The following is a 24,362-nucleotide window of genomic DNA, read 5'->3' as shown; positions in this document are numbered from 1 at the left end:
CGACACCACGAGAGCGGAACCGGGAAGAGGAATAATCCCCCCGGTTCACAGCGTCCTCGCTGTGTTTTGTTTCAAAGGAACCACGACCATCAGACACAGGGCCTGACGGACGGGGTATCAACATATCTGGCGTTGACTTTTGGCACGCTGTTGAGTTCTCAAGGAACGGACGCTTCCTTCGTACTCACCCTCTCGGGCTTTCCTCCGGGCGCTTCCCTTCGGTGTTCCGAACTCTATCAGTGTTTTTCTGCCCCTCTGACCACTCTCCTGCGGACATGCAGAAGGTGACCCCGGGATAGGATCTGACGAGTTTGGTTGCTGCTGAGCAAGGACGCTTGGTCGCGTCGCTCGGTCTCAAGCAGGAGTACGACTGTACAGGGGGCCGGGAAGCGGGTGCAAATCGATTAGGCTGGTGGTCTAGACCACTAGCCGGTATCTTCCATGCGGAACGCGTAGTTCATATGACATAGCCTGCTCACAGTGCGCCGTCCGGTACAGGCAGTGACGGCCCTTCTCGATCTCCACCCCTCGGAGGCTTCCCATGACCACCGTGACGTCCCCCGTCGCAGGACGCGCCATCGGACTGGCAGCAGTGCCGGATCCCGTCTTCTCCGGGGCCATGGTCGGCCCGGGTACCGCGATCGACCCGGTGCGGGAGCCCTCCGAGGCCATCGCTCCCGTGGACGGGGTCATCGTCTCCCTCCACCCGCACGCCTTCGTCGTCGTGGACGAGCAGGGACACGGCGTGCTCACGCACCTCGGCATCGACACCGTGCAGCTGAACGGTGAGGGCTTCGAGTTGCTCGTGAACAAGGGCGACACCGTGACGCGGGGGCAGGGCGTGGTGCGCTGGAACCCCGCAGCCGTGGAGGCCGCCGGCAAATCCGCTGTATGCCCGATCGTGGCGCTCGAAGCCACGGCCGAGGCTCTTTCCGATCTTCGTGACGACGGTGACGTGAAGGCCGGCGACAGCCTTTTCGTCTGGAAGTGACGTCAGCGCCGTCGAAGTGACGGCACGTTGTACAACCACCGCGGCGGCGGGACCCGCCGCACTATCGGAGACGGGTGAGATGGAGACAACGCTGCGAGGCGTCGGTGTGAGCCACGGTGTGGCGATCGGCGAGGTTCGGCACATGGGAACGGCGGTTCTGGAGCCGCCTGCCAAGCAGATCCCGGCGGAGGACGCGGAGCGTGAACAGGGGCGCGCTCGCCAGGCCGTGGAAGCTGTGGCGGCCGATCTGATGGCACGCGGCAATCTGGCGGGGGGCGAAGCCCAGGCGGTGCTCGAGGCCCAGGCCATGATGGCCCAGGACCCCGAGCTGATGGCGGATGTCGAACGGCGGATCGCCGTCGGGAGCACGGCCGAGCGGGCCGTGTACGACGCCTTCGCCGCTTACCGCGCTCTGCTGGCCGGGGCCGGTGAGTATCTCGCCGGTCGCGTGGCTGACCTGGACGACGTGCGGAATCGTATCGTCGCCCGGCTGCTGGGCGTTCCGATGCCGGGCGTCCCGGACAGTGACGAGCCGTACGTCCTCATTGCTCGTGACCTCGCGCCTGCCGACACGGCACTGCTCGACCCGACGCTGGTCCTCGGGTTCGTCACCGAGGAGGGCGGGCCCACCAGCCACAGCGCGATTCTGGCGCGGGCACTCGGTGTTCCGGCCGTGGTGGCGCTGCCGGGCGCCGGTGAGCTGGCCGAGGGCACGTTGATCGCGGTCGACGGCAGCACCGGCGAGATCTTCGTGAACCCGAGTGAGGAGAAGAGGGCACAGCTGGCGGCCGCGGCTGCCGAGCGCAAGGCTGCGCTGGCCGCCGCCACCGGGCCGGGTGCCACTTCGGACGGGCACAAGGTGCCACTGCTGGCCAACGTCGGCGGTCCCGCGGACGTGCCGGCCGCCGTCGAGGCCGGCGCCGAGGGCGTCGGGCTCTTCCGTACCGAGTTCCTCTTCCTCGACGACAGCAAGAACGCGCCTTCGGAGAAGAAGCAGGTCGAGGCCTACCGGCAGGTCTTGGAGGCGTTTCCCGAGGGCCGTGTCGTCGTCCGTGTGCTGGATGCCGGTGCCGACAAGCCGCTGGACTTCCTCACGCCTGCCGACGAGCCCAATCCGGCGCTGGGTGTACGCGGTCTGCGAACGCTGCTGGACCACCCGGACGTGCTGCGCACCCAGCTGACGGCGCTCGCGAAGGCCGCCGAGGGCCTGCCGGTCTACCTCGAGGTCATGGCTCCGATGGTGGCCGACCGTGCCGACGCCAAGGCGTTCGCGGACGCCTGCCGTGAGGCGGGGCTGCAGGCGAAGTTCGGCGCGATGGTCGAGATCCCGTCGGCCGCGCTGCGGGCCCGGTCGATTCTGCAGGAGGTCGAGTTCCTGTCGCTGGGCACCAACGACCTCGCGCAGTACACCTTCGCCGCCGACCGTCAGGTGGGTGCGGTCTCCCGGCTGCAGGACCCTTGGCAGCCCGCGCTGCTCGACCTGGTCGCGCTGTCCGCGGAGGCCGCGAAGGCCGAGGGCAAGAGCTGTGGTGTCTGCGGTGAGGCCGCGTCCGACCCGCTGCTCGCCTGTGTACTGACCGGTCTGGGCGTCACCTCCCTTTCCATGGGTGCCGCGTCGATTCCTTATGTGCGGGCGACGCTCGGCAAGCACACGCTCGCCCAGTGCGAGCGGGCCGCCGCGGCGGCCCGCGCTGCGGACAGCGCCGAGGAGGCGCGCAACGCCGCGCAGGCGGTGCTGTCCGGCGAATAGCAGGCCGGCTGCTTTGGGTCGACGGTTCTTGAGGGGCGCTCCACCAGCGGGTGGAGCGCCCCTTCCCGTTTCAGTGGTGGTGGCCGGGTGCGTCTCCTTCCGGCCCGAGGTCGGGCGGTACGCAGTAGTCGACGTCCGATTCCGGGGAGATGATGTCGCCGGACTCGATGTCGGTGCAGTAGGCGTCGAACACCTCTCCTGCTGAGAGGGGTTCGAGGCCCTCGCCGCGCAGGTGCCAGCCGTAGACGCGGTCGGTGGTTCCGGGTGCGCTGGTGCGCATCACGAGTCCGCCTGGACTCCGTGTGGCGATGCCGAGGGCCAGGACCGTGGTGAATTCGAGTGCTTCGGCCTCGTCGAGATGGAGGGCACCGTCCTCGTCCTGGTCGGCGTGAAGGACGGAGACAAGTGTTTCCGGTTTCGCCGAGACGCTGCAGACCACGTGGCGGTTGCCCGGGCCCGCTGTGTCGAGGATGCGTACGACGAGGTGGGAGGCGCGGGTGAAGGCGGCGCGGCCGATGTCCTCGCCGCAGGCGGCGCAGGCGCCCAGGCGGGCGAGGAGTGTGGACGCGTACTCCCAGGTGGCCTGCCGGACGGCCTCGTCGACGAGGGCCGGGACGAGGTCGGTCAGCGGCTGGCCGTCGTAGGGAAGGACGGCTCCTGTGGTCGACAGTTCGGCGGTGAAGCGTGCTCGGCTCGACTGGACGTCGGGGTCGAGGCCCTTGTCCGCGCAGAAGTCGGCGTATTCCTGCGGGTCGAAGAGGGCGACCGTGGTGTGACTTCCCTGGGAGGCGCGTGTTTTGAGGAGCGCCTCCACCTGCTGGAGATAGGTCGTGTGGTCGTCGAAGGTGAAGCTGCGGTAGCGGCGCATGGCACGGAAATCGTGCTCATCGGTCAGCAGGCCGATGGTGCCCGCGATCTCGCGGCGCAGCACGCGTCGCATGGTCTGGTGGTCGGTGTGCGTCATCTTTCCCCCTGTGCACAGTCGATCAATGCTCACTCACAGTAACCGGCGGCACTGACAACGGCGTCTGCGCGAGGCGATCGCGAACCGGACGGCTCTGGATCACGAGCCGCTTCGCGCAGGCGTTGCACGACAGGGGGGTGCGCTCAGGAGCGTTTGCGGGCGAGGTCCTCGTAGAAGTGCAGCAGATCAAGGTTGTCGATGGAGCCCGGATTGACCGCCTTCTCCAGTGGTGTGCCCTGGAGGAGGCGCTTGACCGGGACCTCGATGCGCTTGCCGGTGAGGGTGTGTGGGACGCCGGGCACCTCGATGACCTCGTCGGGGACGTGGCGCGGTGAGAGCTGTTCGCGAATGGTCTGCTTGATGCGGTCCAGCAGGGCCTGGTCCAGGGTTGCGCCGGGCGTCAGGTGCACGAAGAGCGGCATCCAGTAGCCGCCGTCGGGCTGTTCGATGCCGATGACGAGGGATTCCTTGATCTCGGGGATGCGCTCGACGGCTTCGTAGATGTCCGCGGACCCCATGCGCACGCCCTGGCGGTTGAGCGTCGAGTCGGAACGGCCGTGGATCACTACGGAGCCGCGGGAGGTGAGGGTGATCCAGTCGCCGTGACGCCACACGCCGGGGTACGTGTCGAAGTAGCTGTCGTGGTAGCGGCTGCCGTCGGGGTCGTTCCAGAAGTGGATGGGCATCGACGGCATGGGATTGGTGACCACGAGCTCACCGACCTCGTCGGTCACGGGTTTGCCGCTCGGGTCCCAGGACTGAAGGTCGGTGCCGAGGCCGGCTGCCTGGAGTTCACCCACGTACACCGGGAGGGTCGGTACCGCTCCCGCGAAGCAGGAGCACACGTCAGTGCCGCCGCTGACGGACGCGATCCACAGATCGCCCCGTACTTCGTCATGCAGCCAGCGGAATCCGTCGGGCGGCAGTGGGGACCCGGTGGTGGCGACACAGTCCACCTTGGAGAGGTCGAAGTCGCGCGACGGGTGCACGCCGGCCTTGCGGCAGGCCATGACGTACGCCGCCGACGTGCCGTACAGGGTGGCCCCGGTCCGTTCTGCGATGCGCCACTGGGCGCCGGTGTCCGGGAAGCCGGGGCTGCCGTCGTAGAGCACGATCGTCGTCCCCGTGAGGAGACCGGAGACGAGGAAGTTCCACATCATCCAGCCGGTCGACGTGTACCAGAAGAAGCGGTCCTCGGGGCCCAGGTCGCAGTGCAGGCCGAGCTGTTTGAGGTGCTCGATCAGGATGCCGCCCTGGGACTGGACGATGGCCTTGGGCAGGCCGGTCGTGCCCGAGGAGTAGAGCACCCAAAGAGGGTGGTCGAACGGTACCTGCTCGAAGACGGGTTCCACGTCCGCGCCGGTCAGGGCCCACCACTCCAGGGCGCCTTCGGGAGCCTCGGTACCGAGGAGGGGGATGTGGACGACGACGCGCACGGTGGGCAGTTCGCTGCGCAGTTCGGCGACGACGTCGCGGCGGTCGTGCTCCTTGCCGCCGTACCGGTAGCCGTCGACGGTGAACAGGACGACCGGTTCGACCTGCTGGAAGCGGTCGAGGACGCTGCGGGCGCCGAAGTCGGGGGCGCAGGACGTCCAGACCGCGCCCACGGCGGCCGTGGCGAGGAGGGCGACGACGGCCTGCGGGACGTTCGGCAGGTAGCCGCTGACGCGGTCTCCGGGGCGTACGCCGCGGGAGCGCAGCTCGGCGGCCAGGGAGCCGACCTGGCGGCGCAGCTCGGCCCAGGTGACGGGGCGCGGCTCGTGTGTCTCGTCCACACACAGGAGGGCCGGTTCGTCCGCTCGGGTCGCGGCCGCACGCAGGGCGTGCTCCGCGTAGTTGAGCTTCGCCCCGGGGAACCACTCGGCACCCGGCATCGAGCGGTCGCCGAGCACGCGCGCGTAGGGTGTGGAGAACCGTACGTCGAACCACTCCGCGACGGCTTTCCAGAACGTCTCCAGCTCATCGACGGACCAGCGGTGCAGCGCCGCGTAGCCGCCGTCGGCCGGGGCGCCGTGGTGCTCGGCCGCCCAGGCCTGGAACTTGGTGACCTGCGCCTGGGCGATGCGTTCGGGATGTGGCTGCCAGAGTGGCTGGGGGTTCTCGGTCGACATGGGTGGCTCCCGGACTGTGCGCGTCGTGTGCGTCGGTCGCGCACGTGCTGGGGTGTGCGCGTGACGCGGCTGACAGGGACGATGCCATGTGATCGACTTCTGCACCAGGGCACGCTCCACATAGTCCGTGCCGTGAAGATGTGGTCTCGGCACGGGTGAACGGCAGTTGAACGACACACGCGCGTGGGCCGGTCAATGGCAGGGTGAGCAGCATGAACGGTCGTGACCTGGTGCGTTCGATAAAGACGGTGAGTTCTGCGGGGGCGGCACAGGGGTTGCTTACCGTGCGAGCCGCATGGCGCACGCGGCGTGCGGACGCCGCTGCCCTGCCGTCGCGTGGCGCCGAGCGCGCGCGGGTGCCCGGGTCCGTGCAGGAGGTGGAGACCGCGCCGGGCGGCGGCATCATCCGGTTCAGCCGGTCCGAGCTGCGCGTCATGGTCGCGGTGAACGGTGCGGTGTTCTGGGGCTGGGACGGGGCCTCTCCGGAGCCGTCGTACGCGCTCGCGGGCCGTTGCCCGGAGCCGGATCCGCGGGCGTTCCTGGAGCCCGACAAGGAGGGTGGCTGGCGCGTCGTGGCCGAGCGGGTCACGGTCGCCGTCTCGCGGCACGGCGCGGTCGAGGTGCGCACGCCTGGAGGTGTGACGCTGCGCCGTGATCTGCCGCCCCGGTGGTGGGAGCCGGTCGGGGGTGGCACGGCGCGCTGGATGCAACGGTCGGAAGTGGCCGCGGACGCCCGGTTCTTCGGACTCGGGGGACGGGCGTCGGGTCCGCGGCTGCGCGACGGGACGTACCGGATGTGGAACACGGACCCCGGGCACGCGTTCGGTCCCGGTGACGATCCGCTCTACATCACGATGCCCGTGCAGCTGGTGGTCGCAGACGCGGCGACGCATCTGGTGTTCCGCGACACCTCGTGGGCCGGCACGGTGACTCTCCGGGAGGGCGAGGAGGGCGCCGGTTCCGGGCACGACCGGGCGGGGACGTCCGAGCTGCGGATGGAGGGTGGTCCGTTGCGCTGCTGGGTGGTGGTCGGTACCCCCGCGCGCGTGCTGCTCGTCTGGGCGTCGCTGACCGGGGCACCCGCACTGCCGCCCGCGTGGGCGCTGGGTCATCACCACGCGCGCTGGGGATTCGGGAGCGAGCAGGAGGTGCGGCGGATCGTCTCCGGTTACCAGGAGCGGGAGCTGCCGCTGGACGCCGTCCATCTGGACATCGACCACTACGACGAGCACCAGGTCTTCACCGTCGACCAGGAGCGTTTCCCCAAGCTGCCGCTGTTGGCCAAGGAGTTGCGGCAGGACGGGATACGGCTGGTGTCCATCATCGACCCGGCGGTCAAGGCTGCCGAGGGCAACGCGGTGTACGACAGCGGGATGGCCGAGGACGTCTTCGTGCGGGACGCTGCGGGCCGGCTCGTGCGAGGGGTCGTGTGGCCCGGGGAGGCGGTGTTCCCCGACTTCACGCACGCGCGCGTGCGTGAGTGGTGGGGGCGGCTGTACGAGGAGCGGCTGGCCCAGGGGTTCTCGGGGTTCTGGCACGACATGAACGAACCGACCTCGTTCGCCGCCTTCGGGGAGCCGACTCTGCCGCGCTCGGCCAGGCACGCGCTGGAGGGACAGGGCGGGGACCACCGCGAGGCGCACAACGTCTACGCACTGTGCATGGCAAGGGCGGGTTACGAGGGGCTGCGCGAACTGGCGCCGCAGGAGCGGCCGTTCGTCTTCTCGCGCTCCGGCTGGGTCGGTATGCAGCGTTACGGGGGCACGTGGTCCGGTGACCTGGCCACGGGCTGGCCCGGGCTGCGGGCCTCGCTGTCGCTGGTCCTGGGGCTCGGGCTGTGCGGGGTGCCGTATTCGGGGCCGGACGTGGGCGGATTCGACGGGAGCCCGTCGCCCGAGCTGTATCTGCGCTGGTTCCAACTGGGCGCCTATCTGCCGCTGTTCCGCACGCACGCGAGTCTGCGGGCGGGACGCCGGGAGCCCTGGGAGTTCGGCGCCGAGGTGCTGGAGCACGCGCGCGTGGCGCTCGTCGAACGCCGGAGGCTGCTGCCGTACTTCGTGACGCTCGCGCATCTGGCCCGGCGTACCGGAGCGCCCTATGTGCGGCCGCTGTGGTGGTCGGCGCCCGAGGACCGCACGCTGCGCGACTGCGAGGACGCCTTCCTGCTGGGCGACTGCCTGCTGGTGGCGCCGGTGCTCGATCAGGGCGCGGACCGGCGTGCGGTGCAGCTGCCTCGGGGGCGCTGGTACGACACGGTGACGGAGCAGGTGTACGAGGGGCCTGGGCAGGTGTTCCTCGATGCCCCCTTGTCGCGGATTCCGGTGCTCGCGCGCGCGGGTGCCGTCGTCCCGGTGCGCGGGGACGACGGTGCGTTGGAACTCGAGGTGTGGGCGCCCGCCCCGGGACGCACCGGCGGCGGACTGGTGGTGCGGGACGCGGGCGACGGATGGGACGAGCCGGAACTCGAGCGTTACGTCACCCGTTGGACCGGGCAGCGACTTGTGGTCGAGCGGGAGGGCGAGGGCGGCACCGGCGAGCCGCCGCACCCGGTCCGCGTCCGGGGACTCGGCAAGGTCTGACTCAGACGTACCGGCCCTCGAACCAGGCCCGCACGGCCAGCGTGTGCAGCGGGAAGGCGAGCTCCTCCGGCCTGCGCAGGAGGTGCCAGCCCTCCGTCTCGTCCGTGCCGGAGGACTTCGGGAGGCCCTCGGCCGGGCGCTCGGGGAGGAGGCCGAACAGCAGCAGGTGCCCGTCGGGAGAGCTCATGGCGTCGACGAGGCGCACGTCGCGGGCGGCCGCGTCGATGCCGGTCTCCTCCTTGAGTTCACGGACGGCAGCCTGCCGCCAGTCCTCCCGGTCGTCTATGTAGCCGCCCGGCAGTGCGACGCCCCCGCGCGCCGGGGCGATCGTTCGTGTGATGACGACCAGGGCGGTGCCCTTCGTGTCGTACACGGGCTGGAGCGCGATCGCCACCGGCAGCGGGTTGCGGTAGGCCACGGCGTGACAGACCGGGCAGGTGCGGGGCCAGCCGGTGACGCCCTCTCCGTAAGGCGCTCCGCAGCTCGAACAGTGGGAGCCGGGCGCGGAATTGAGGGTGGAGGCATGAGTTTCGGACACGAAGCGGAATGTATCCGATCACGGAGAGGGCGTCTCCAGGAGGCGGCTCAGAAGCGACCGTTGAGCGACTTCGAGGAGACGGGGAAGTCGAAATAGGTGTCCGGGTAGGGCTCGGGCCGGTACGTGAAGTGCCACCACTCCTCGGCGAGGTTCACGAAGCCGAGACGCTCGAGGGTGCTCTTCAGAAGCAGCCTGTTGGCGCGCTGTTCGCCCTGGATACGGGGGTCGAGGGTGTGGGCGAGGGTGTCGAAGCAGTCGAAGCCGGTGCCCATGTCGAGGGAGTTGTCGGGGAAGCGCTCGTCCTTGGGCGCGTAGCAGGGGACGAGGGGCTGCCCCGGGTGGTACGGCCGGGTCGGCCGGGCGGGCAGCTTCACGATGGTGAGGTCCATGGTCGAGCCGCGGCTGTGGCCGGATTTCTCCGCGATGTAGCCGTCCTCGAACAGCCGGGTCTTGTCGACGTTCGGGTAGAACTCGCCCTTCATCGCCTGGTCGCCGAGGTCCTCGGCCCAGCGGACGAAGTGGTTCACGGCGCGCTGCGGGCGGTAGCAGTCGTACACCTTGAGGCTGTATCCCTGGCGCAGCAGCCTCGTCTGGGCCTTGTGCAGCGCTTCGGCGGCCGGCCGGGTGAGGATGCAGATCGGCTGCTGATAGCCGTCGATCCGCTCGCCGACGAAGTTGTGCACGGTGAAGTAGCGCATCTCCTGGATGATCGTCGGATCCACGGTTCTCAGGGCCACGAAGTCCTTCGGTGCCTTGGGCTCCGTCTTCGCCTGGGCGGTGGCGGAGGCCGTTGCGACCGCCAGCAGTGCGGCGAGTGCGGTGATCAGAGCGCGTAGTGCACGGGAGAGACGTGTCATGTCTCCTGCATCTATCAAATCGGGACGGCCGGATCCACCCCCGTGGGCCCCGGCCGTCCCTTCCGTTACGACGACGCAGTAAGGGGCCGTTCGGTTCGATCGAGGCCCCTGCCCATTTCCGGAAGCCCGTGACACACTCCTGACGTCCCGTCAGATTACGTTGCGAGGAGGGACTTTGTCGCGTACACGCACGCCTGTCGTGGAAGGGTGGTTCGCCGGCGACGGGGACGACTTCAGGCTCCTCGGCACGCGCTGCGCGGCGTGCGCCTCGGTCTTCTTCCCCCGCGAGGACGCGCACTGCCGCAATCCCTTGTGCTCCGGCGGGGATCTGGAGGAGGTGCCCCTCTCGCCGCGCGGGCGTGTCTGGTCCTACACGGACAGCAGATACCGGCCTCCGTCACCCTATGTGACCGATCCGGAACTTCCGTGGGAGCCGTACACGTTGATCGCTGTAGAGCTGAAGCCCGAGCGCATCGTGGTGCTGGGGCAGGCGGCTCCCGGGACCACCGTCGCCGATCTGGCGGTCGGCACGGAGGTGCAGGTGGTTCCCGGAGTGCTCAATCAGGACGCGGCGACGATCTGGACGACGTGGCACTGGCGGCCGACGGGGGTGGGGGCATGACCGGAGAAGTGGCGGTGCTCGGCGCGGGCATGCATCCGTGGGGCAAGTGGGGGCGCAGTTTCGTCGAGTACGGGGCCGCGGCGGCCCGCGCGGCTCTCGCCGACGCGGAGTTGACCTGGCGGGACGTCGGCTCGGTCGTCGGGGCCGACACGGTGCGCGGCGGCTATCCAGGCTATGTGGCCGGCGCGACCTTCGCGAAGGCGCTGGGCTGGCAGGGGGCCAGAGTGGCCAGCGTGTACGCGGCGTGCGCGTCCGGGGCGCAGGCCGTCGACACCGCTCGCGCGCAGATCCTGTCCGGCCTCGCGGAGGTCGTCCTGGTGGTGGGCGCCGACGCGGCTCCCAAGGGGTTCTTCCGGCCGGCGGGAGGGGACCGGCCGGAAGATCCGGACTGGCTTCGCTTCCGCGTTCTGGGGGCGACCAATCCCACGTACTTCGGGCTGTACGCGCGCCGCCGCATGGCCGTGCACGGCGACACCGTGGAGGACTTCGCACAGGTCAAGGTGAAGAACTCGGCCATGGGCGCGCTCAATCCGAATGCCCGCTACCGCAAGCGGGTCACCGCCGAGGAGGTCGCCGCGTCGGCCGTGGTGGCCGACCCGCTGCGGCTGCTCGACATCTGCGCCACGTCGGACGGAGGCGCCGCCCTGGTGCTGTCCAGCATGGAGTTCGCACGCCGGCACGGCGTGAGCCGTCCGGTCCGGATCCGTGCCGTGTCCACCGTGACGCCGCGCTATCCCAGCACGGTGCTCGATCTGCCGGACATAGCGACCGACTCCGCGGTGGCGGTGGAGCCGCCCGCCGACACCTTCCGCGCCTCGATCGCGCGGGCCGCCTACGAGGAGGCGGGCCTCGGGCCGGAGGATCTGTCCCTCGCGGAGGCCTACGACCTGTCCACCGCCCTCGAGTTGCAGTGGTACGAGGATCTCGGGCTGTGCGGACAGGGAGAGGGCGCGAAGCTGCTGAGGGAGGGCGCGACGGCCCTGGGCGGGCGCATACCGGTGAACGCGAGCGGCGGGCTGGCCTCCTTCGGTGAAGCCGTTCCGGCTCAGGCCATCGCCCAAGTGTGCGAGCTGACTTGGCAGTTGAGACAGGAGGCGGGTGAGCGGCAGGTCACCGGGGCGCGCGTCGGGATCACGGCGAACCAGGGATTGTTCGGGCACGGCTCCTCGGTGATCGCCGTTCGCTGAGGACCGGTGCGGGACCCGGTCGGCGCCGCGCGGCCGCACGGCGGGGCAAGCCCTTTCTCGTACGCTGTGTGACCGGCCAGGAATCCTGCGTGAACGTCTCATGAACTGGGCCTGGGCGTCCGTCGGTGGCGCCATCATGCTCCCGTGCACTCCTGGACGGATACTCTCCGCTTCGCCTTCCAGCCGGTGGTCAACCTGACCACCGGAGCGGTCGCGGGGCTGGAGATACTCGCCCGCCCGGAGAGCGGCGACATCCTGGCCGAAGCCCGCCGTAACCCCGAACTCGACGGCAGACTGGCGGTGTTGGCGCTCCGAGCGGCGGCGCACAGGGAAACCCTGCTGCCGCTGCACGTCAACGTGTTCGCGGGCACCCTCGCCGACCTCGGCGGCCTCACCCCGCTGCACGACGCCGTGCGGCAGGCCGGACGGCTGCCGTGGGAGGTGACGATCGACATCGGGCCGCCGTACACCCACGTCCCGCAGCACGCCCTGCTCGAGGCGGTGGGCGCCCTGCGGGCCCAGGGCTTCCGGATCAGCGCGGACGGCGTCGGGGACGGGGACGTACCCCTGCGACTGCTCGTCGACATGGCGCCCGACCTGGTGAAGCTGGACGCGTCATTGCTGGCGCGGCCGGCCGCGGTGAAGGCCATGCGGACGCTCTGCGAGCAGGCGGGGGCGCTCCTGTCCGTCGAGGGCGTGGAGACGGAACTGCAGTGCGCCGCCGCCATCTCGGCCGGCGCGCAGCTGGGACAGGGCGAACTGTTCGCGCCCCCGGCCCGGCTGCCCGTGGCGGACGTATACGTTCCGCCCCGCTCCCCCGCCGCCGTGACCATGCCGAGGTCGGGGCCTTCGGTGCGGGAGTTCGTGCGGCCCGCCGCGCTGCTGCCCGCCACCGCGTCGGCCGGCCAGGTGCGGGCGCTGCTGACCGGGTCGCCCGACGTGTCCGGGGTCCTGCTCGTGGACCAGCACGGGCGCCCGGTCCGCTCGGTGCACCGCTCGCGCTTCCTGCTGTCGCTGTCGGGGCGCTACGGACACGCCCTGTACGCCGACCGGCCCGCGGCCAAGCTCGGGGACCCGCCGCGGACGGTGGGAGCCGACGCCACGGCCTGGGAGGTCCTGGACGTGGTCGCCGTCGGCGGCCGCAGCCGCACGTCGGACGATGTGGCGGTGGTGGACCCGCACGGCCGTTGCGTGGGTGTCGTACGGCTCGCGGACCTCGTGCGGGCGCTCGCCGAGAGCCGGGTCGAGGAAGCGGCCGGGCTAAACCCGCTCACCCGGCTGCCGGGCTCGGACGCGATCACCGTTGAGGTCGACCGCAGGATCGCGGACGGCCGGACATTCGCCCTGAGCTGGCTGGACGTGGACCACTTCAAACAGGTCAACGACGGGGCCGGGTTCGCGGCAGGCGACGAGCTCATCCGGTCGGTGGGGCGGGCGCTGCAGCACGCGGCGAGCGGCAGCACCCGGGTGGGCCACATCGGCGGCGACGACTTCCTGGTGCTCGCCGAGCCGGAATGGCTGGATCCGCTCGCCACCTCGATGCTGGACACTCCCTGGTCGGCCGGCGGGCGTCCGGTCACGCTGTCGCTGGCCACCGTGCTGTGCCCGCCCGGCAGCGTGACGGACCACCGGCAGGCCGCCGCACGCCTGGCGCCCCTCAAAAAAGCCGCGAAGTCGTTGCCCGGGGCGAGCTGGGTGCTGGGCCGGGCGGACATGCCGGGCCACGAGATCCGGCGCGGCGCGGAGGCGGCGCCGGCCCAGGCCGGGTGCGCGGTGGCCGAACCCGGCCTAGGCTGATCGTCACAACTGACCGGCCCTGCCCACCCCGCACAGACACACCTCCGGCTGTCACCGTTGCCGTCGGCGACCTTGACGCTCTGTGGGCGTCGGTGAAAACTTCCGGTGTCAGTCGACATCGCCGTACATACACGGTCTATCCAGGCACGCTCCACGCGGGCGTCACCTGCGGAGCCGGACCGTTCCCCCACGGCCGATGCGACTGCGACGGCAAGCTCGTCACGGACGGCGGGCGGGGCGCGGGACCTACCTGCCTTCGGCCGGAGTCGCCATGGGAAACGCACCCTGCACGAAGCACCGGGGTCGATCGCCCCGGGACTGGGCCTAGGAGCCGCCATGAGCAACGGAGACACGCGCGGCGACGGGCGCGGCTGTGTCGTCATCGGTCCGTAGCTCCGCACAGCAGCCTTCTGATTCACAGCAGCCTTGAAGGAACGACGAAGGGGACGTCATGACGGACAAGTTCGTCGCCGCTATCGACCAGGGCACCACCTCCAGCCGCTGCATCGTCTTCAACCAGGACGGCGCGATCGTCGCAGTCGACCAGCGTGAGCACCGTCAGATCTTCCCCAAGCCGGGGTGGGTGGAGCACGACGCCACCGAGATCTGGTCCAAGGTGCAGGCCGTGGTCGCCGGAGCGCTCGCCAAGGCCGGACTGCGCGCCGACCAGCTCAGCGCGCTCGGCATCACCAACCAGCGCGAGACCACGCTCCTGTGGGACCGCGCCACGGGCAAACCCGTGCACAACGCGATCGTCTGGCAGGACACCCGCACCGCCGCGCTGACCAGGCAGCTCGGCGGATCGGACGGTCAGGACCGGTTCCGCGAGCAGACCGGACTGCCGCTGGCCACCTACTTCTCCGGCCCCAAGGCGGCCTGGCTGCTCGACAACGTGCCCGGTCTCAGGGCCCGCGCCGAGAACGGCGAGATCGCCTTCGGCACCATGGACTCCTGGCTCATCTGGAACCTGACGGGCGGCACCGACGGGGGTCAGCACGTCACGGACGTGACCAACGCCGGCCGCACCATGCTGATGAACCTGGAGAACCTGCAGTGGGACCAGTCCATCCTCTCCGCGATGAACATCCCCGAGGCGATTCTTCCCGAGATCAAGTCGTCGGCCGAGGTATACGGCACCGCCGTCGGCCAGCTGGCCGGGGTCCCGGTCGCCTCGGCCCTCGGCGACCAGCAGGCGGCCGTGTTCGGACAGGCCTGCTACGACGTGGGCACGGCCAAGAACACGTACGGCACGGGCTCCTTCCTGCTGCTCAACACGGGCAACCGGCCCGTGCCGTCGAAGAGCGGCCTGCTGACGACGATGGGCTACAAGATCGGAAGTGAGGCGCCGATCTACTGCCTGGAGGGGTCGATAGCCATAACGGGCGCCCTCGTCCAATGGTTCCGCGACCAGCTGGGCATCATCCGCCACGCCGACGACATCGAACCCCTGGCGGCGAGTGTCGACGACAACGGCGGGGCCTACATCGTTCCGGCCTTCTCCGGCCTGTTCGCACCGTACTGGCGCTCCGACGCGCGCGGTGTCGTCACCGGCCTGACCCGCTACGTCACCAAGGCCCACCTCGCCCGGGCCGTGCTCGAGGCGACGAGCTGGCAGACGCGCGAGGTCGTGGACGCCATGTTCCAGGACTCCGGCGTGCACATCACCACCCTCAAGGTGGACGGCGGCATGACCAAGAACAACCTGCTCATGCAGCACCAGGCGGACGTCCTCGACGTTCCCGTGGTCCGCCCGAAGGTCTCCGAGACCACGTGCCTCGGCGCCGCGTACGCGGCTGGGCTCGCCACCGGAGTGTGGAACGATCTCGACGAGCTGAAGGCCCACTGGCAGAAGGACGTCGAGTGGACGCCCTCCATGGAGGCCTCGGTACGCGACCGTGAGTACCACAACTGGCGCAAGGCCGTGGAGAAGAGCTTCGGCTGGCTGGAGGACGGCGACGACTAGGCGCCCACGCGCGCGTGGGCGCCATCGGGGCCGCGGCCCGTACCCCGGTCGGCGGGGGTACGGGCCGTGCGGTCGCTCAGGTGGTGACGGTCTGGCGGCGGTCCGCCGCCTGCGCCATCGCGTGCCGGACGACGCCGATCAGGACTTCCTTGACGGTCTCCCGGTCGCGGGCGTCGCACAGCAGCAGCGGTACGTCGTCGTCCAGGTCGAGGGCCTGGCGGACGGCGGTCTCGGGGTAGCGGGACGCGCCCTCGAAGCAGTTGACGCCCACGACGAAGGGTATGGAACGCCGCTCGAAGTAGTCGACCGCGGCGAAGCAGTCCTCCAGGCGGCGGGTGTCGGCGAGCACGACGGCGCCGAGGGCACCCTCGGAGAGCTCGTCCCACATGAACCAGAACCGCTCCTGCCCCGGCGTGCCGAACAGGTACAGCACGAGGTCCTCGCGGAGCGTGATGCGGCCGAAGTCCATGGCCACCGTGGTGGTGTGCTTGCCCTCGACGCCACTCGTGTCGTCGATGGGGCGCCCGGCCTCGGTGAGCAGTTCCTCGGTGCGCAGCGGCCTGATCTCGCTGACCGCGCCGACCAGGGTGGTCTTGCCCACGCCGAAGCCGCCGGCCACCAGGATCTTGAGCGTGACGGGCTCGACCGGAGGCTTCCCGCGCTCAGAACGCCCGAAGATCATCGATCTCTTCTCCTGCTTGATGGGGATGGGACGACGGCGGGCCGTAGCCTCCGCCGCCGGGGGTTTCGATGACGAGTACGTCGCCGGGGCCGACGTCGGCCGTGTCGCTGCCGCCGAGCGCGGTCACCGTGCCGTCCGCGCGCTCCACCCGGTTGGCGCCCAGCGCGCCGGGCTCGCCGCCCGCCATGCCGTACGGCGGGACCCGGCGGTGCTGGGACAGCGTGGACACCGTCATGGGCTCGTGGAAGCGGATCCGGCGCACTGCGCCGTCCCCACCGGGCCACCGTCCGGCGCCGCCGCTGCCCAGGCGCACGGCGAACTCGTCGAGGTGCACGGGCAGCCGCCACTCGAGGACTTCGGGGTCGGTCAGCCGTGAGTTGGTCATGTGGGTCTGGACGACGGGAGCACCGGGGAAGCCGTCTCCCGCCCCGGAGCCGGAGGCGACCGTCTCGTAGTACTGGTACCGCTCGTTGCCGAAGGTGACGTTGTTCATCGTCCCGGAGCCCTCGGCCTGGACGCCGAGTGCGGCGTAGAGGGCCCCGGTGATGGCCTGGGAGGTCTCGACGTTGCCCGCGACGACGGCGGCCGGCGGCTCGGGCGCGAGCATGGAGCCGGGCGGCACGACGATGTCGAGGGGGCGCAGACAGCCGTCGTTGAGCGGGATGTCGTCGGCGACGAGGGTGCGGAAGACGTACAGGACGGCCGCGTTGACCACCGCGAAGGGGGCGTTGAAATTGCTCGACAGCTGGGCGGAGGTGCCGGTGAAGTCGATGGTCGCGGACCGGTTCTCGCGGTCCACGCGCACGTGTACGCGGATGTGGGCGCCCGCGTCGGTCTCGTAGGCGTACTCGCCGTCGTCCAGGGCGTCGACGACCCGGCGCACCGCTTCCTCGGCGTTGTCCTGGACGTGCTTCATGTACGCCTGGACGACGTCGAGGCCGAAGTTGTCGATCATGCGGGCGACTTCGTCGACGCCCTTGCGGTTGGCGGCGATCTGGGCGCGCAGGTCGGCGAGATTGGTCTTCGGGTTGCGGGAGGGGTGGCGCGCCTCGGTGAGCAGGCGGAGGGTCTCCTCCTCGCGGAAGCGGCCGTGCTCGGCGAGCAGCCAGTTGTCGAAGAGGATGCCTTCCTCCTCGATGGTGCGGCTGTTCGCGGGCATGGAGCCTGGGGCGATGCCACCGATCTCGGCGTGGTGGCCGCGGGAGGCGACGTAGAAGAGGATCTGGTCACCCTCCGTGTCGAACACCGGGGTGATCACGGTGACGTCGGGCAGGTGGGTGCCGCCGTGGTACGGGTCGTTGACGGCGTAGGTGTCGCCGGGCCGCATCGAGGTGCCGCGGCGCCGAATGACCTCCTTGACGCTCGTGCCCATCGAGCCCAGGTGGACGGGGATGTGCGGCGCGTTGGCCACCAGGTTCCCGTCCGGGTCGAAGAGGGCGCACGAGAAGTCGAGGCGCTCCTTGATGTTGACGGACTGGGCCGTCGACTCCAGCCGCGCGCCCATCTGCTCGGCGATCGACATGAAGAGGTTGTTGAAGACCTCGAGCCGAACGGGGTCCGCTTCTGTGCCGAGATCGGAACTCTCCGTAATCGCCGCGCGTTCCATGACCAGATGCCCGTCGTCGCGGGCCACGGCCTGCCAGCCGTCGTCCACGACGGTCGTCGCACTGGCCTCGGTGATGATCGCGGGGCCGGTGACGGTGTCGCCGGGAGGAAGGTCCTCACGGCGGTGGAGGGGTACGTCGCGCCAGGAGCCGCCGGTGTGGAGGCGGACCGTCGCGGGCGCGGCCGGGCCGCCCTCGCGGGCGGCTTCGTAGGGGGCGAGGGCGGAGAGATCGGGGGGTTCCGTGATGCCGGTGGCTTCGACGGAGAGTGCTTCGACGACGATCGGGCGGTCGAGCGTGAAGGAGTACGTGGCGCGATGACGTTCTTCGAAGGCACGGGTCATCGTGCCGGGCTCGGTCAGCTCGACGGTGAGGGTGGTGTCGGTGCCGTCGTAGCGCAGCTGCGCGCGGCGGGTGATCCGGATGTGGTCCTCGGGGACGTCCTCCGCGAGGAGTTCCGAGCTGGCCGCCTGCTCCAGGTCGTCGGCGGTCTTCAGGACCGCGGCCATGGACGCGGGCTCCAGCGGTGCCTCGACGGACTGCTCGCGCATGGCGGTGGTGTCGGCGAGGCCGATGCCGAGCGCGGACAGGACACCGGCCATCGGCGGCACGAGGACGGTGCGGATGCCGAGCGAGTCGGCCACCATGCACGCGTGCTGGCCGCCCGCGCCACCGAACGTGGTGAGGGCGTAGCGGGTGACGTCGTGGCCCTTCTGGACGGAGATCCGCTTGACCGCGTTGGCGATGTTGGCGACGGCGATCTGCAGGTAGCCCTCGGCCACCTGCTCGGGCGTGCGGTCGTCCCCGGTCCTCGTGCCGATCTCACGCGCGAGGGCGGTGAACCGGTCACGGACGAGCTCCGCGTCGAGCGGCTGGTCGCCCCGGGGGCCGAACACCTTGGGGAAGTGCGTCGGCTGGATCCGGCCCAGCATGACGTTGGCGTCCGTGACGGCGAGCGGGCCGCCGCCGCGGTAGCAGGCGGGTCCCGGGTCCGCGCCCGCCGAGTCCGGCCCTACGCGGTAGCGGTTTCCGTCGAAGTGCAGGACCGAGCCGCCGCCGGCCGCGACGGTGTGGATGTCCAGCATGGGCGCGCGCAGCCGGACACCCGCGATCTGGGTCGTGAAGACGCGTTCGTACTCACCCGCGAAGTGCGAGACGTCGGTGGAGGTACCGCCCATGTCGAAGCCGATGACGCGGTCGAACCCGGCCAGCTGCGACATGCGGGCCATGCCGACGATGCCGCCGGCGGGCCCGGAGAGGATGGCGTCCTTGCCGCGGAACTGCCCGGCTTCGGCGAGCCCTCCGTTGGACTGCATGAACATCAGCCGCACGCCGCGCAGTTCGTCGGCGACGTGCTGGACGTAGCGGCGCAGCACGGGCGACAGGTAGGCGTCGACGACCGCGGTGTCCCCCCGCGGTACGAGCTTCATCAACGGGCTGACCTCGCTGGACAGCGAGATCTGCGGGAAGCCGATGCGGGCGGCGAGCTCGCCCACGGCCTGCTCGTGGGCGGGGTGCAGATGACTGTGCATGCAGACGACGGCGACGGCTCGGATGCCGTCCTCGTACGCCTCCCGCAGGGGACCGGCCAGGGCGTCGAGGTCGGGGGCGCGAAGGACGGTGCCGTCGGCGGCGATGCGCTCGTCGATCTCGACGACCCGCTCGTGGAGCAGCGAGGGGAGTTCGATGCGGCGGGCGAAGATCTGGGGGCGGTTCTGGTAGGCGATGCGCAGGGCGTCACGGAAACCGCGGGTGACGACCAGCAGGGTGCGTTCGCCCTTGCGCTCCAGGAGCGCGTTGGTGGCGACCGTCGTGCCCATGCGGACGGCCTCGATGGAGTCCGGGGAACCGTCGAGCAGTTCGCGTACGCCCGCGACGGCCGCGTCGGAGTACCGCGCCGGATTCTCCGACAGCAGCTTGTGCGTGAGCAGCCGGCCGTCGGGGCGTCGCGCGACGATGTCGGTGAAGGTGCCGCCCCGATCGACCCAGAACTGCCAGCCTGCCATGTCCGTACCCCGCTTCCGCACCGCTCACAGTGCCCGGAGGCCGTTGATCACGTCGCGCAGAATACTCTCGTCCGGCAGTTCGGCCGGGGGTACGGGCCGCGTGACATGGACGAATTCCCGGGCGACGAGGTCTCCGACGAGGACCCGCACCACTCCGACGGGCAGATCGAGTTCGGCGGCGAGTTCGGCGACCGACTGAGGGGTGTCACGGCACAGACCGACGATGTCCGAGTGCTCCGGGGACAGCGTCGAGTCGGCGTCCGGGTCGTCCGCCTGGGGCTCGGTGACGACCACCGCGATCAGGTCGAGACGGTGCTGGCCCGCGCTGGTGGTCCGGCCGCGCGTCATGGCGTACGGACGGACCACCGGTCCGGCCTCGTCGTCGAACCAGTGGCTTCTTCCCTGACCGTCAGCGCTCATGACATTCCACTACCCGCCTGCGGGCAGATCGGTGCGCGGAGCCGCGCCAAGATGCACGCCGACCCGCTTGACCAGGAGCGTCATCTCGTACGCCACCTGGCCGACGTCCGAGTCCGCGTCCGAGAGGACGGCCAGGCAGCTGCCGTCGCCGGCGGCCGTGACGAAGAGGAAGGCCTCGTCCAGCTCGACGACCGTCTGCCGGACGTTGCCCGCCTCGAAGTGGCGGCCCACACCCTTGGCGAGGCTGTGGAAACCGGACGCCACGGCGGCGAGGTGCTCACTGTCCTCCCGGGTCAGGTCCTTGGACACGCCGGTCGCCAGGCCGTCGCTGGAGAGCACGACCGCCTTGCGGATGCTCGCGACGCGGTCCACCAGGTCGTCCAGAAGCCAGTTGAGCTCCCCCGACCTGCTGGTCTCGGTGTGGCCGGTCGCCTTCGGTGCGGTCATCGACCGTCCCCCTCTGTCGTTCCTTGTGGTGCTGTGCCGCTGTGGGCGTCGTCACCCGCGGCATTCTCGTTGCGGCCACGCTGCCAGCCCCGCTGGAGCGAGGCCATCCGGCTGCGTACCTCGTCGGCGTCCCGCTCGACCGGCTGCGCGCTGTCCTGTGCCGGCCGCTGGGTGCTCTGCTTCAGCTGCGGAGCCAGGTTGGCCTGCCGTACGCGCCGCGGCAACGGGCCGTTGCCGGGGCCGGTGTCCTGCGCGGTGCCGGGGCGCCGCGCGGCGGGGTCCTCGCCGCGCGGTGCGATCGCGGCGGGCCGGCTGCGTCCGGGGAGAGCGGGAGGCTGCGGGCCCTCGCTGCCTCCCCGCCGCTCCGGTGCCCGGGATCCGGGCTCGGCGGACCGGTCGGGTCCGCCCGTGCCGGGGCGCAGCGGTGAGGCTCCGCGCCGGCGGGTCGGCAGTGGTGGCGCGTCCTGCTCCGACCGGCTCGTGCCCGCCGTCGGTGCGTCGCCCCGCCGGCGCTGCGGCAGCGGCGCGGCGGCCTCCGGCTCGGTGCGGCTCGGGCCCGCAGGCGGCTCCTCACCGGCGTTCTCGCGCCGCGAGCGCTGCTCGGTGACCGGGCGTCCGTGCGAGCTGATCAGCTTGGGCGGGCGGCGGCGGGTCAGCGGAACCGCCTCGCCCAGGCCGTCGCCGGCGTCGAAGCGGGCCGGTTCACGGGTGTCGGGGTGGCCGTGGAGCGCACCGTCGCCGTGGCCGGCCGCCTCGTCGTCCGCGAGAGCGATGGAGCGGCGGGGGCGGAAGATCCCGCCGCGCTCGCTGTCCTCGTCGCCGATAGCGCCCGAGAAGTCCTCGACGGCGTCGAGATCGACCGGAGCCTCAAGTTCGACGGGGCCGTCCAGCAGTGCGGCGGGCAGGCCGGGAAGCTGCACGGGCGTCTTGGAGAGCGAGGTGCGGCGGCTCTCCTCGAGCTCGGCCTCCTTCGAGGGGTGGGGGCGGTCGAGGCGGAAGCCGATGCCGTTGGTGTCCGGGACGTCGTCCGTCAGCAGCGCGTCGGGGACGAAGACGACCGCGGTGGTGCCGCCGTACGGCGAGGGCTGGAGGGAGACGCGCACGTTCTGCCGCTGGGCGAGCCGGCTGACCACGAACAGGCCGAGCCGGTCGGTGTCGGACAGCTCGAACTCCGGAGTCTCGGCGAGCCGGAGATTGGCGTCCAGGAGAGCGTCGGCGGCCATACCGAGGCCGCGGTCGTGGATCTCCAGGGTGAAGCCGTTGGCGACCCGCTCGCCCAGGACCTGGACGGCCGTGTGCGGCGGGGAGAACACGGTGGCGTTCTCCAGCAGTTCGGCCACGAGATGGGTCAGGTCGGCGACGGCGGGACCGGTGACGGCGATCCGCGGCAGGCGACGGACCTCGATGCGCTCGTAGTCCTCGACCTCGGCGACGGCGGCCCTGACGACGTCCATGAGCTGGACGGGCTTGCGCCACTGCCGGGACGGGGCGGCGCCGGAGAGGATCACGAGGCCCTCGGCATGCCGCCGCATACGGGTGGTCAGATGGTCGAGGCGGAACAGGTCGGCGAGTTCGTCGGTGTCCTCGGTCCGGCGTTCCATGGTGTCGAGCAGCGTGAGCTGCTTGTGCAGGAGAACCTGGCTGCGCCGTGCGAGGTTGACGAACACCTCGGACACCCCGGCGCGCAGTTCGGCCTGCTTGACGGCGGCCTCGACGGCCGCGCGCTGAAGGGTGTTGAGGGCCTGGCCGACCTCGCCGATCTCGTTCTTGTCGTACTCCAGGCGCGGGGCCTCGGTCTCCACATCGACCTGTTCGCCCGCGGACAGGCGGCGCATGACGCTGGGCAGCCGGAGGCCGGACGCCTCGTGGGCCTCCAGCCGCAGCTGCCGCAGGTCACGGATGAGGGTGCGGCCGACGCGCACGGACAGGAAGAGCGAGACCAGCACCGCGACCAGGCCGAGCACGCCGGCGACGGCCGCCTTGGCGATGACGCCCATCGCGACGGGGCGGACCCGGTCCTGATAGCGGTCGCTCGCCTGGTCGTTGAGGGTGCCGAGCTTGTCGAGCACGTTCCCGGCGGCGGTGTCCCAGCCCTGCGCGGTGACCTCGCCGGCCCTGCCGTTGGTGGCGGAGGTGGCGGACTGCTCGGCCACGCGCAGCGGTGCGGTGGCGGCGTTCTTCCAGAACTCCTCGTAGCGGTCGCGCTCCGACGAGGGCAGCAGCGGCAGGTTGACGTCGTACATCAGGCTGCGCTGGGCCACGAGGTCGCTGACGTCACGGCTCTCCGCGCGGGTGAACCGGCCGACGATCAGCGAGGAGCCGAGCAGGGCGTCCTCGCGGGAGAGCAGTTCGCGGGCGCGGGCGAGGTTGACGAGTGCGCGGTACTGCTTGTCCATCTCGACGTTGTCGACGACGTGGAGATTGCCGAGCAGGACGTAGCAGGGGTCGACCAGGCGGTTGTAGAGGTCGAGGGCCTGGGCGCGGTCGACGGTGCCGTCCTCGACGCTGCGGCGCAGGGCGTCGATGCCGTCGAACGCCTCCAGCACGGTGGTCAGGTGCTCGTCGGTGCCCTCCCTCAGCGCGTCGCGCACGTCGGGGTTCTTGGCGTTCGTACGGATCTTGGCGACGGCCTCGTCCGTGGCGGTCCGGCTGCGCCTGAGGTCGGCGAGTCCGTCGGAGGCCCGCGGATCGGCGAGATAGACGAGGGTCTGGCGGCGTTCCTGCTGCAGGACGCGGACGGTGTCCTCGATCGGATACCCGACCTTCTCCACCACGTCCGACACATTGAACAGGTCCTGTGCCTCACGTCCCGTCAGTACCGTGGCGAAGCCCCAGATCGCGGTGAGGGACACCAGCGGCACGAGAAGCAGCGCCACGATCTTCCGGCGGATCGACTTCCCGCGAAAGCGCATGGCCTCCCCCAGCTCGACCCCCTACGACCGGGGGTACACATGTACGTCAACAAACGGCGCGAGCCTACTACCGACACATGGCCAACTCGAAGAGCCGTCCGGAAGCTGAACTTCCGCGCGGGCGGCGAGACATGCGGAGTTGTCCGGTCATTGGGGGAGATTGCCTCCCCGATCCTCCACGGCTGCCGAAACTCGCCCGACCGGCCCGACCGGCGGATTGGCCTGAAATTTACGCTCGTTGGGAATCTTCAGGACGCCTCGTTCGTCCTCTCTACGGGAGATGCGCGGAATCGGCCGCATGAGCAGCATCCGGCGCTTGGGTTGCGTAAAACAACGCAAGCCGGGCAGCCACTGGGGAGGACGTGCCAATGGGTACGGACGAGCAGTCTGCGGCGGTGGGGAGTGACACGTTGATGGGCAGCACGGCGGAGCGGCGCGTGGCGCCCGGGGGCGGTTCGGCAGCGCGGTCGGCGGTGCGGCGGGATCCTGAGGCACAGGATCGCGGCATTCCGGCGGACGAGCGCCGGGCCTTGTGGGTCGAGGAGCCGGCGCACCGGCGCCGCATGCCCGATCCGGTGCGGACTTCGGCGGTGCGCGCGGTGATCATCATCGCCGTGACGCTGCTCCAGGCGATGGTGGCCTTCTTCTGCACCATGGCCGGATCCTGGCTGGCCTTCCCGATGGTCATCAGCAGCATAGTCAGCACCGTGGTGGCCACCTGGGGCGCGCTCGACGTCTGGGTGACCCGCCAGGTGTGGAACCAGCGTTACGGCGTGGTGTCGGATCCGAGCAGCACGGCGCGGGCGCTGCGCCGCGAGCGCCGCCGGGCCCGGCGGCAGGCGAGGGCCACCGAGCGGGCCCAGGAGCGCATACGCAGGCGCGGCGGGGCCGGCCAGCTGTCGCACCCCTGAGCCTTGCCGCCCAGGAGGCGG

At 70.6% G+C, this 24,362-nt stretch carries 17 protein-coding genes; 8 read left to right on the top strand and 9 right to left on the bottom strand.

Annotated elements, in window-relative coordinates; translation table 11 throughout:
- The first annotated feature begins 541 nt into the window (after positions 1 to 541).
- Positions 542 to 991: a PTS glucose transporter subunit IIA gene (locus tag ACIBN2_RS25310; protein WP_399137441.1), complete on the top strand. Its 450-nt coding sequence runs from the start codon at positions 542 to 544 to the stop codon at positions 989 to 991.
- 79 nt (positions 992 to 1,070) lie between these two features.
- Positions 1,071 to 2,741, top strand: a complete 1,671-nt coding sequence (gene ptsP, locus ACIBN2_RS25305; protein WP_399137439.1) for a phosphoenolpyruvate--protein phosphotransferase — start codon at positions 1,071 to 1,073, stop codon at positions 2,739 to 2,741.
- 70 nt (positions 2,742 to 2,811) lie between these two features.
- Here the strand turns inward: ptsP and ACIBN2_RS25300 are convergent, their stop codons facing one another.
- Together ACIBN2_RS25300 and ACIBN2_RS25295 are read right to left on the bottom strand one after the other, a co-directional pair.
- Positions 2,812 to 3,705, bottom strand: a complete 894-nt coding sequence (locus ACIBN2_RS25300; RefSeq protein WP_399137437.1) for a hypothetical protein — start codon at positions 3,703 to 3,705, stop codon at positions 2,812 to 2,814.
- A 143-nt stretch (positions 3,706 to 3,848) separates the two neighbouring features.
- Positions 3,849 to 5,816 (bottom strand): acetoacetate--CoA ligase, encoded by a 1,968-nt coding sequence (locus tag ACIBN2_RS25295; RefSeq protein WP_399137436.1) that lies wholly within the window; start codon positions 5,814 to 5,816, stop codon positions 3,849 to 3,851.
- A 212-nt stretch (positions 5,817 to 6,028) separates the two neighbouring features.
- Here ACIBN2_RS25295 and ACIBN2_RS25290 point away from each other — a divergent pair, with 212 nt between their 5' ends.
- A complete protein-coding gene (locus tag ACIBN2_RS25290) occupies positions 6,029 to 8,395 on the top strand; it encodes a TIM-barrel domain-containing protein (RefSeq protein WP_399137434.1) in 2,367 nt (788 codons plus the stop codon).
- Position 8,396: 1 nt separating this feature from the next.
- Here the strand turns inward: ACIBN2_RS25290 and ACIBN2_RS25285 are convergent, their stop codons facing one another.
- Positions 8,397 to 8,933, bottom strand: a complete 537-nt coding sequence (locus tag ACIBN2_RS25285; RefSeq protein WP_399137433.1) for an NUDIX domain-containing protein — start codon at positions 8,931 to 8,933, stop codon at positions 8,397 to 8,399.
- Between the two features lie 47 nt (positions 8,934 to 8,980).
- Positions 8,981 to 9,790 (bottom strand): M15 family metallopeptidase, encoded by an 810-nt coding sequence (locus ACIBN2_RS25280; protein WP_399137431.1) that lies wholly within the window; start codon positions 9,788 to 9,790, stop codon positions 8,981 to 8,983.
- Positions 9,791 to 9,965: 175 nt separating this feature from the next.
- Here ACIBN2_RS25280 and ACIBN2_RS25275 point away from each other — a divergent pair, with 175 nt between their 5' ends.
- The 4 genes from ACIBN2_RS25275 to glpK all read left to right on the top strand — a co-directional run bounded on the left by ACIBN2_RS25275 (position 9,966) and on the right by glpK (position 15,359).
- Positions 9,966 to 10,412: a Zn-ribbon domain-containing OB-fold protein gene (locus ACIBN2_RS25275; RefSeq protein ID WP_399137429.1), complete on the top strand. Its 447-nt coding sequence runs from the start codon at positions 9,966 to 9,968 to the stop codon at positions 10,410 to 10,412.
- A complete protein-coding gene (locus tag ACIBN2_RS25270) occupies positions 10,409 to 11,599 on the top strand; it encodes a lipid-transfer protein (protein WP_399137427.1) in 1,191 nt (396 codons plus the stop codon). Before ACIBN2_RS25275 ends, ACIBN2_RS25270 begins: the two co-directional genes overlap by 4 nt.
- 144 nt (positions 11,600 to 11,743) lie before the next feature.
- Positions 11,744 to 13,396: an EAL domain-containing protein gene (locus ACIBN2_RS25265; RefSeq protein WP_399137425.1), complete on the top strand. Its 1,653-nt coding sequence runs from the start codon at positions 11,744 to 11,746 to the stop codon at positions 13,394 to 13,396.
- 451 nt (positions 13,397 to 13,847) lie between these two features.
- Positions 13,848 to 15,359: a glycerol kinase GlpK gene (gene glpK / locus ACIBN2_RS25260; RefSeq protein WP_399137424.1), complete on the top strand. Its 1,512-nt coding sequence runs from the start codon at positions 13,848 to 13,850 to the stop codon at positions 15,357 to 15,359.
- A gap of 76 nt (positions 15,360 to 15,435) precedes the next feature.
- Here the strand turns inward: glpK and ACIBN2_RS25255 are convergent, their stop codons facing one another.
- Genes ACIBN2_RS25255 through ACIBN2_RS25235 form a run of 5 tightly spaced genes read right to left on the bottom strand, consistent with a single transcriptional unit; the run spans position 15,436 to position 23,430 of the window.
- Positions 15,436 to 16,041 carry a GTP-binding protein gene (locus ACIBN2_RS25255; protein WP_399137422.1) on the bottom strand — a complete coding sequence of 202 codons (606 nt, stop codon included), beginning with the start codon at positions 16,039 to 16,041 and terminating at the stop codon, positions 15,436 to 15,438.
- Positions 16,022 to 19,651: a hydantoinase B/oxoprolinase family protein gene (locus ACIBN2_RS25250; RefSeq protein WP_399137421.1), complete on the bottom strand. Its 3,630-nt coding sequence runs from the start codon at positions 19,649 to 19,651 to the stop codon at positions 16,022 to 16,024. The genes ACIBN2_RS25255 and ACIBN2_RS25250 overlap by 20 nt, the downstream gene beginning before the upstream one ends.
- A gap of 24 nt (positions 19,652 to 19,675) precedes the next feature.
- Positions 19,676 to 20,071, bottom strand: a complete 396-nt coding sequence (locus tag ACIBN2_RS25245; RefSeq protein WP_399137419.1) for a DUF742 domain-containing protein — start codon at positions 20,069 to 20,071, stop codon at positions 19,676 to 19,678.
- Positions 20,072 to 20,080: 9 nt separating this feature from the next.
- On the bottom strand, positions 20,081 to 20,518 hold the full coding sequence (locus tag ACIBN2_RS25240; RefSeq protein WP_399137417.1) for a roadblock/LC7 domain-containing protein: 438 nt from the start codon (positions 20,516 to 20,518) through the stop codon (positions 20,081 to 20,083).
- Complete coding sequence (locus tag ACIBN2_RS25235; RefSeq protein ID WP_399137415.1) at positions 20,515 to 23,430, bottom strand: nitrate- and nitrite sensing domain-containing protein; 2,916 nt, start codon at positions 23,428 to 23,430, stop codon at positions 20,515 to 20,517. Before ACIBN2_RS25235 ends, ACIBN2_RS25240 begins: the two co-directional genes overlap by 4 nt.
- Before the next feature lie 368 nt (positions 23,431 to 23,798).
- Here ACIBN2_RS25235 and ACIBN2_RS25230 point away from each other — a divergent pair, with 368 nt between their 5' ends.
- Positions 23,799 to 24,341: a hypothetical protein gene (locus ACIBN2_RS25230; RefSeq protein WP_399137414.1), complete on the top strand. Its 543-nt coding sequence runs from the start codon at positions 23,799 to 23,801 to the stop codon at positions 24,339 to 24,341.
- The last annotated feature ends 21 nt before the right edge of the window (positions 24,342 to 24,362 follow it).

Source organism: Streptomyces sp. NPDC050534 (assembly GCF_044457745.1).
In the GTDB taxonomy this organism is placed as follows: Bacteria; Actinomycetota; Actinomycetes; order Streptomycetales; family Streptomycetaceae; genus Streptomyces.
Note: the sequence above shows the minus strand (reverse complement) of the source record. Positions and strands in the feature narration are given on the sequence as shown.

Bases quoted from the DNA above. Each gene is read 5' to 3' on its own strand.
- ACIBN2_RS25255 (WP_399137422.1), bottom strand. From the start codon at position 16,041: ATGATCTTCGGGCGTTCTGAGCGCGGGAAGCCTCCGGTCGAGCCCGTC.
- ACIBN2_RS25235 (WP_399137415.1), bottom strand. From the start codon at position 23,430: ATGCGCTTTCGCGGGAAGTCGATCCGCCGGAAGATCGTGGCGCTGCTT.
- ACIBN2_RS25230 (WP_399137414.1), top strand. From the start codon at position 23,799: ATGGGTACGGACGAGCAGTCTGCGGCGGTGGGGAGTGACACGTTGATG.
- ACIBN2_RS25295 (WP_399137436.1), bottom strand. From the start codon at position 5,816: ATGTCGACCGAGAACCCCCAGCCACTCTGGCAGCCACATCCCGAACGC.
- ACIBN2_RS25240 (WP_399137417.1), bottom strand. From the start codon at position 20,518: ATGACCGCACCGAAGGCGACCGGCCACACCGAGACCAGCAGGTCGGGG.
- ACIBN2_RS25245 (WP_399137419.1), bottom strand. From the start codon at position 20,071: ATGAGCGCTGACGGTCAGGGAAGAAGCCACTGGTTCGACGACGAGGCC.
- glpK (WP_399137424.1), top strand. From the start codon at position 13,848: ATGACGGACAAGTTCGTCGCCGCTATCGACCAGGGCACCACCTCCAGC.
- ACIBN2_RS25280 (WP_399137431.1), bottom strand. From the start codon at position 9,790: ATGACACGTCTCTCCCGTGCACTACGCGCTCTGATCACCGCACTCGCC.
- ACIBN2_RS25250 (WP_399137421.1), bottom strand. From the start codon at position 19,651: ATGGCAGGCTGGCAGTTCTGGGTCGATCGGGGCGGCACCTTCACCGAC.
- ACIBN2_RS25290 (WP_399137434.1), top strand. From the start codon at position 6,029: ATGAACGGTCGTGACCTGGTGCGTTCGATAAAGACGGTGAGTTCTGCG.
- ACIBN2_RS25270 (WP_399137427.1), top strand. From the start codon at position 10,409: ATGACCGGAGAAGTGGCGGTGCTCGGCGCGGGCATGCATCCGTGGGGC.
- ACIBN2_RS25310 (WP_399137441.1), top strand. From the start codon at position 542: ATGACCACCGTGACGTCCCCCGTCGCAGGACGCGCCATCGGACTGGCA.
- ACIBN2_RS25300 (WP_399137437.1), bottom strand. From the start codon at position 3,705: ATGACGCACACCGACCACCAGACCATGCGACGCGTGCTGCGCCGCGAG.
- ptsP (WP_399137439.1), top strand. From the start codon at position 1,071: ATGGAGACAACGCTGCGAGGCGTCGGTGTGAGCCACGGTGTGGCGATC.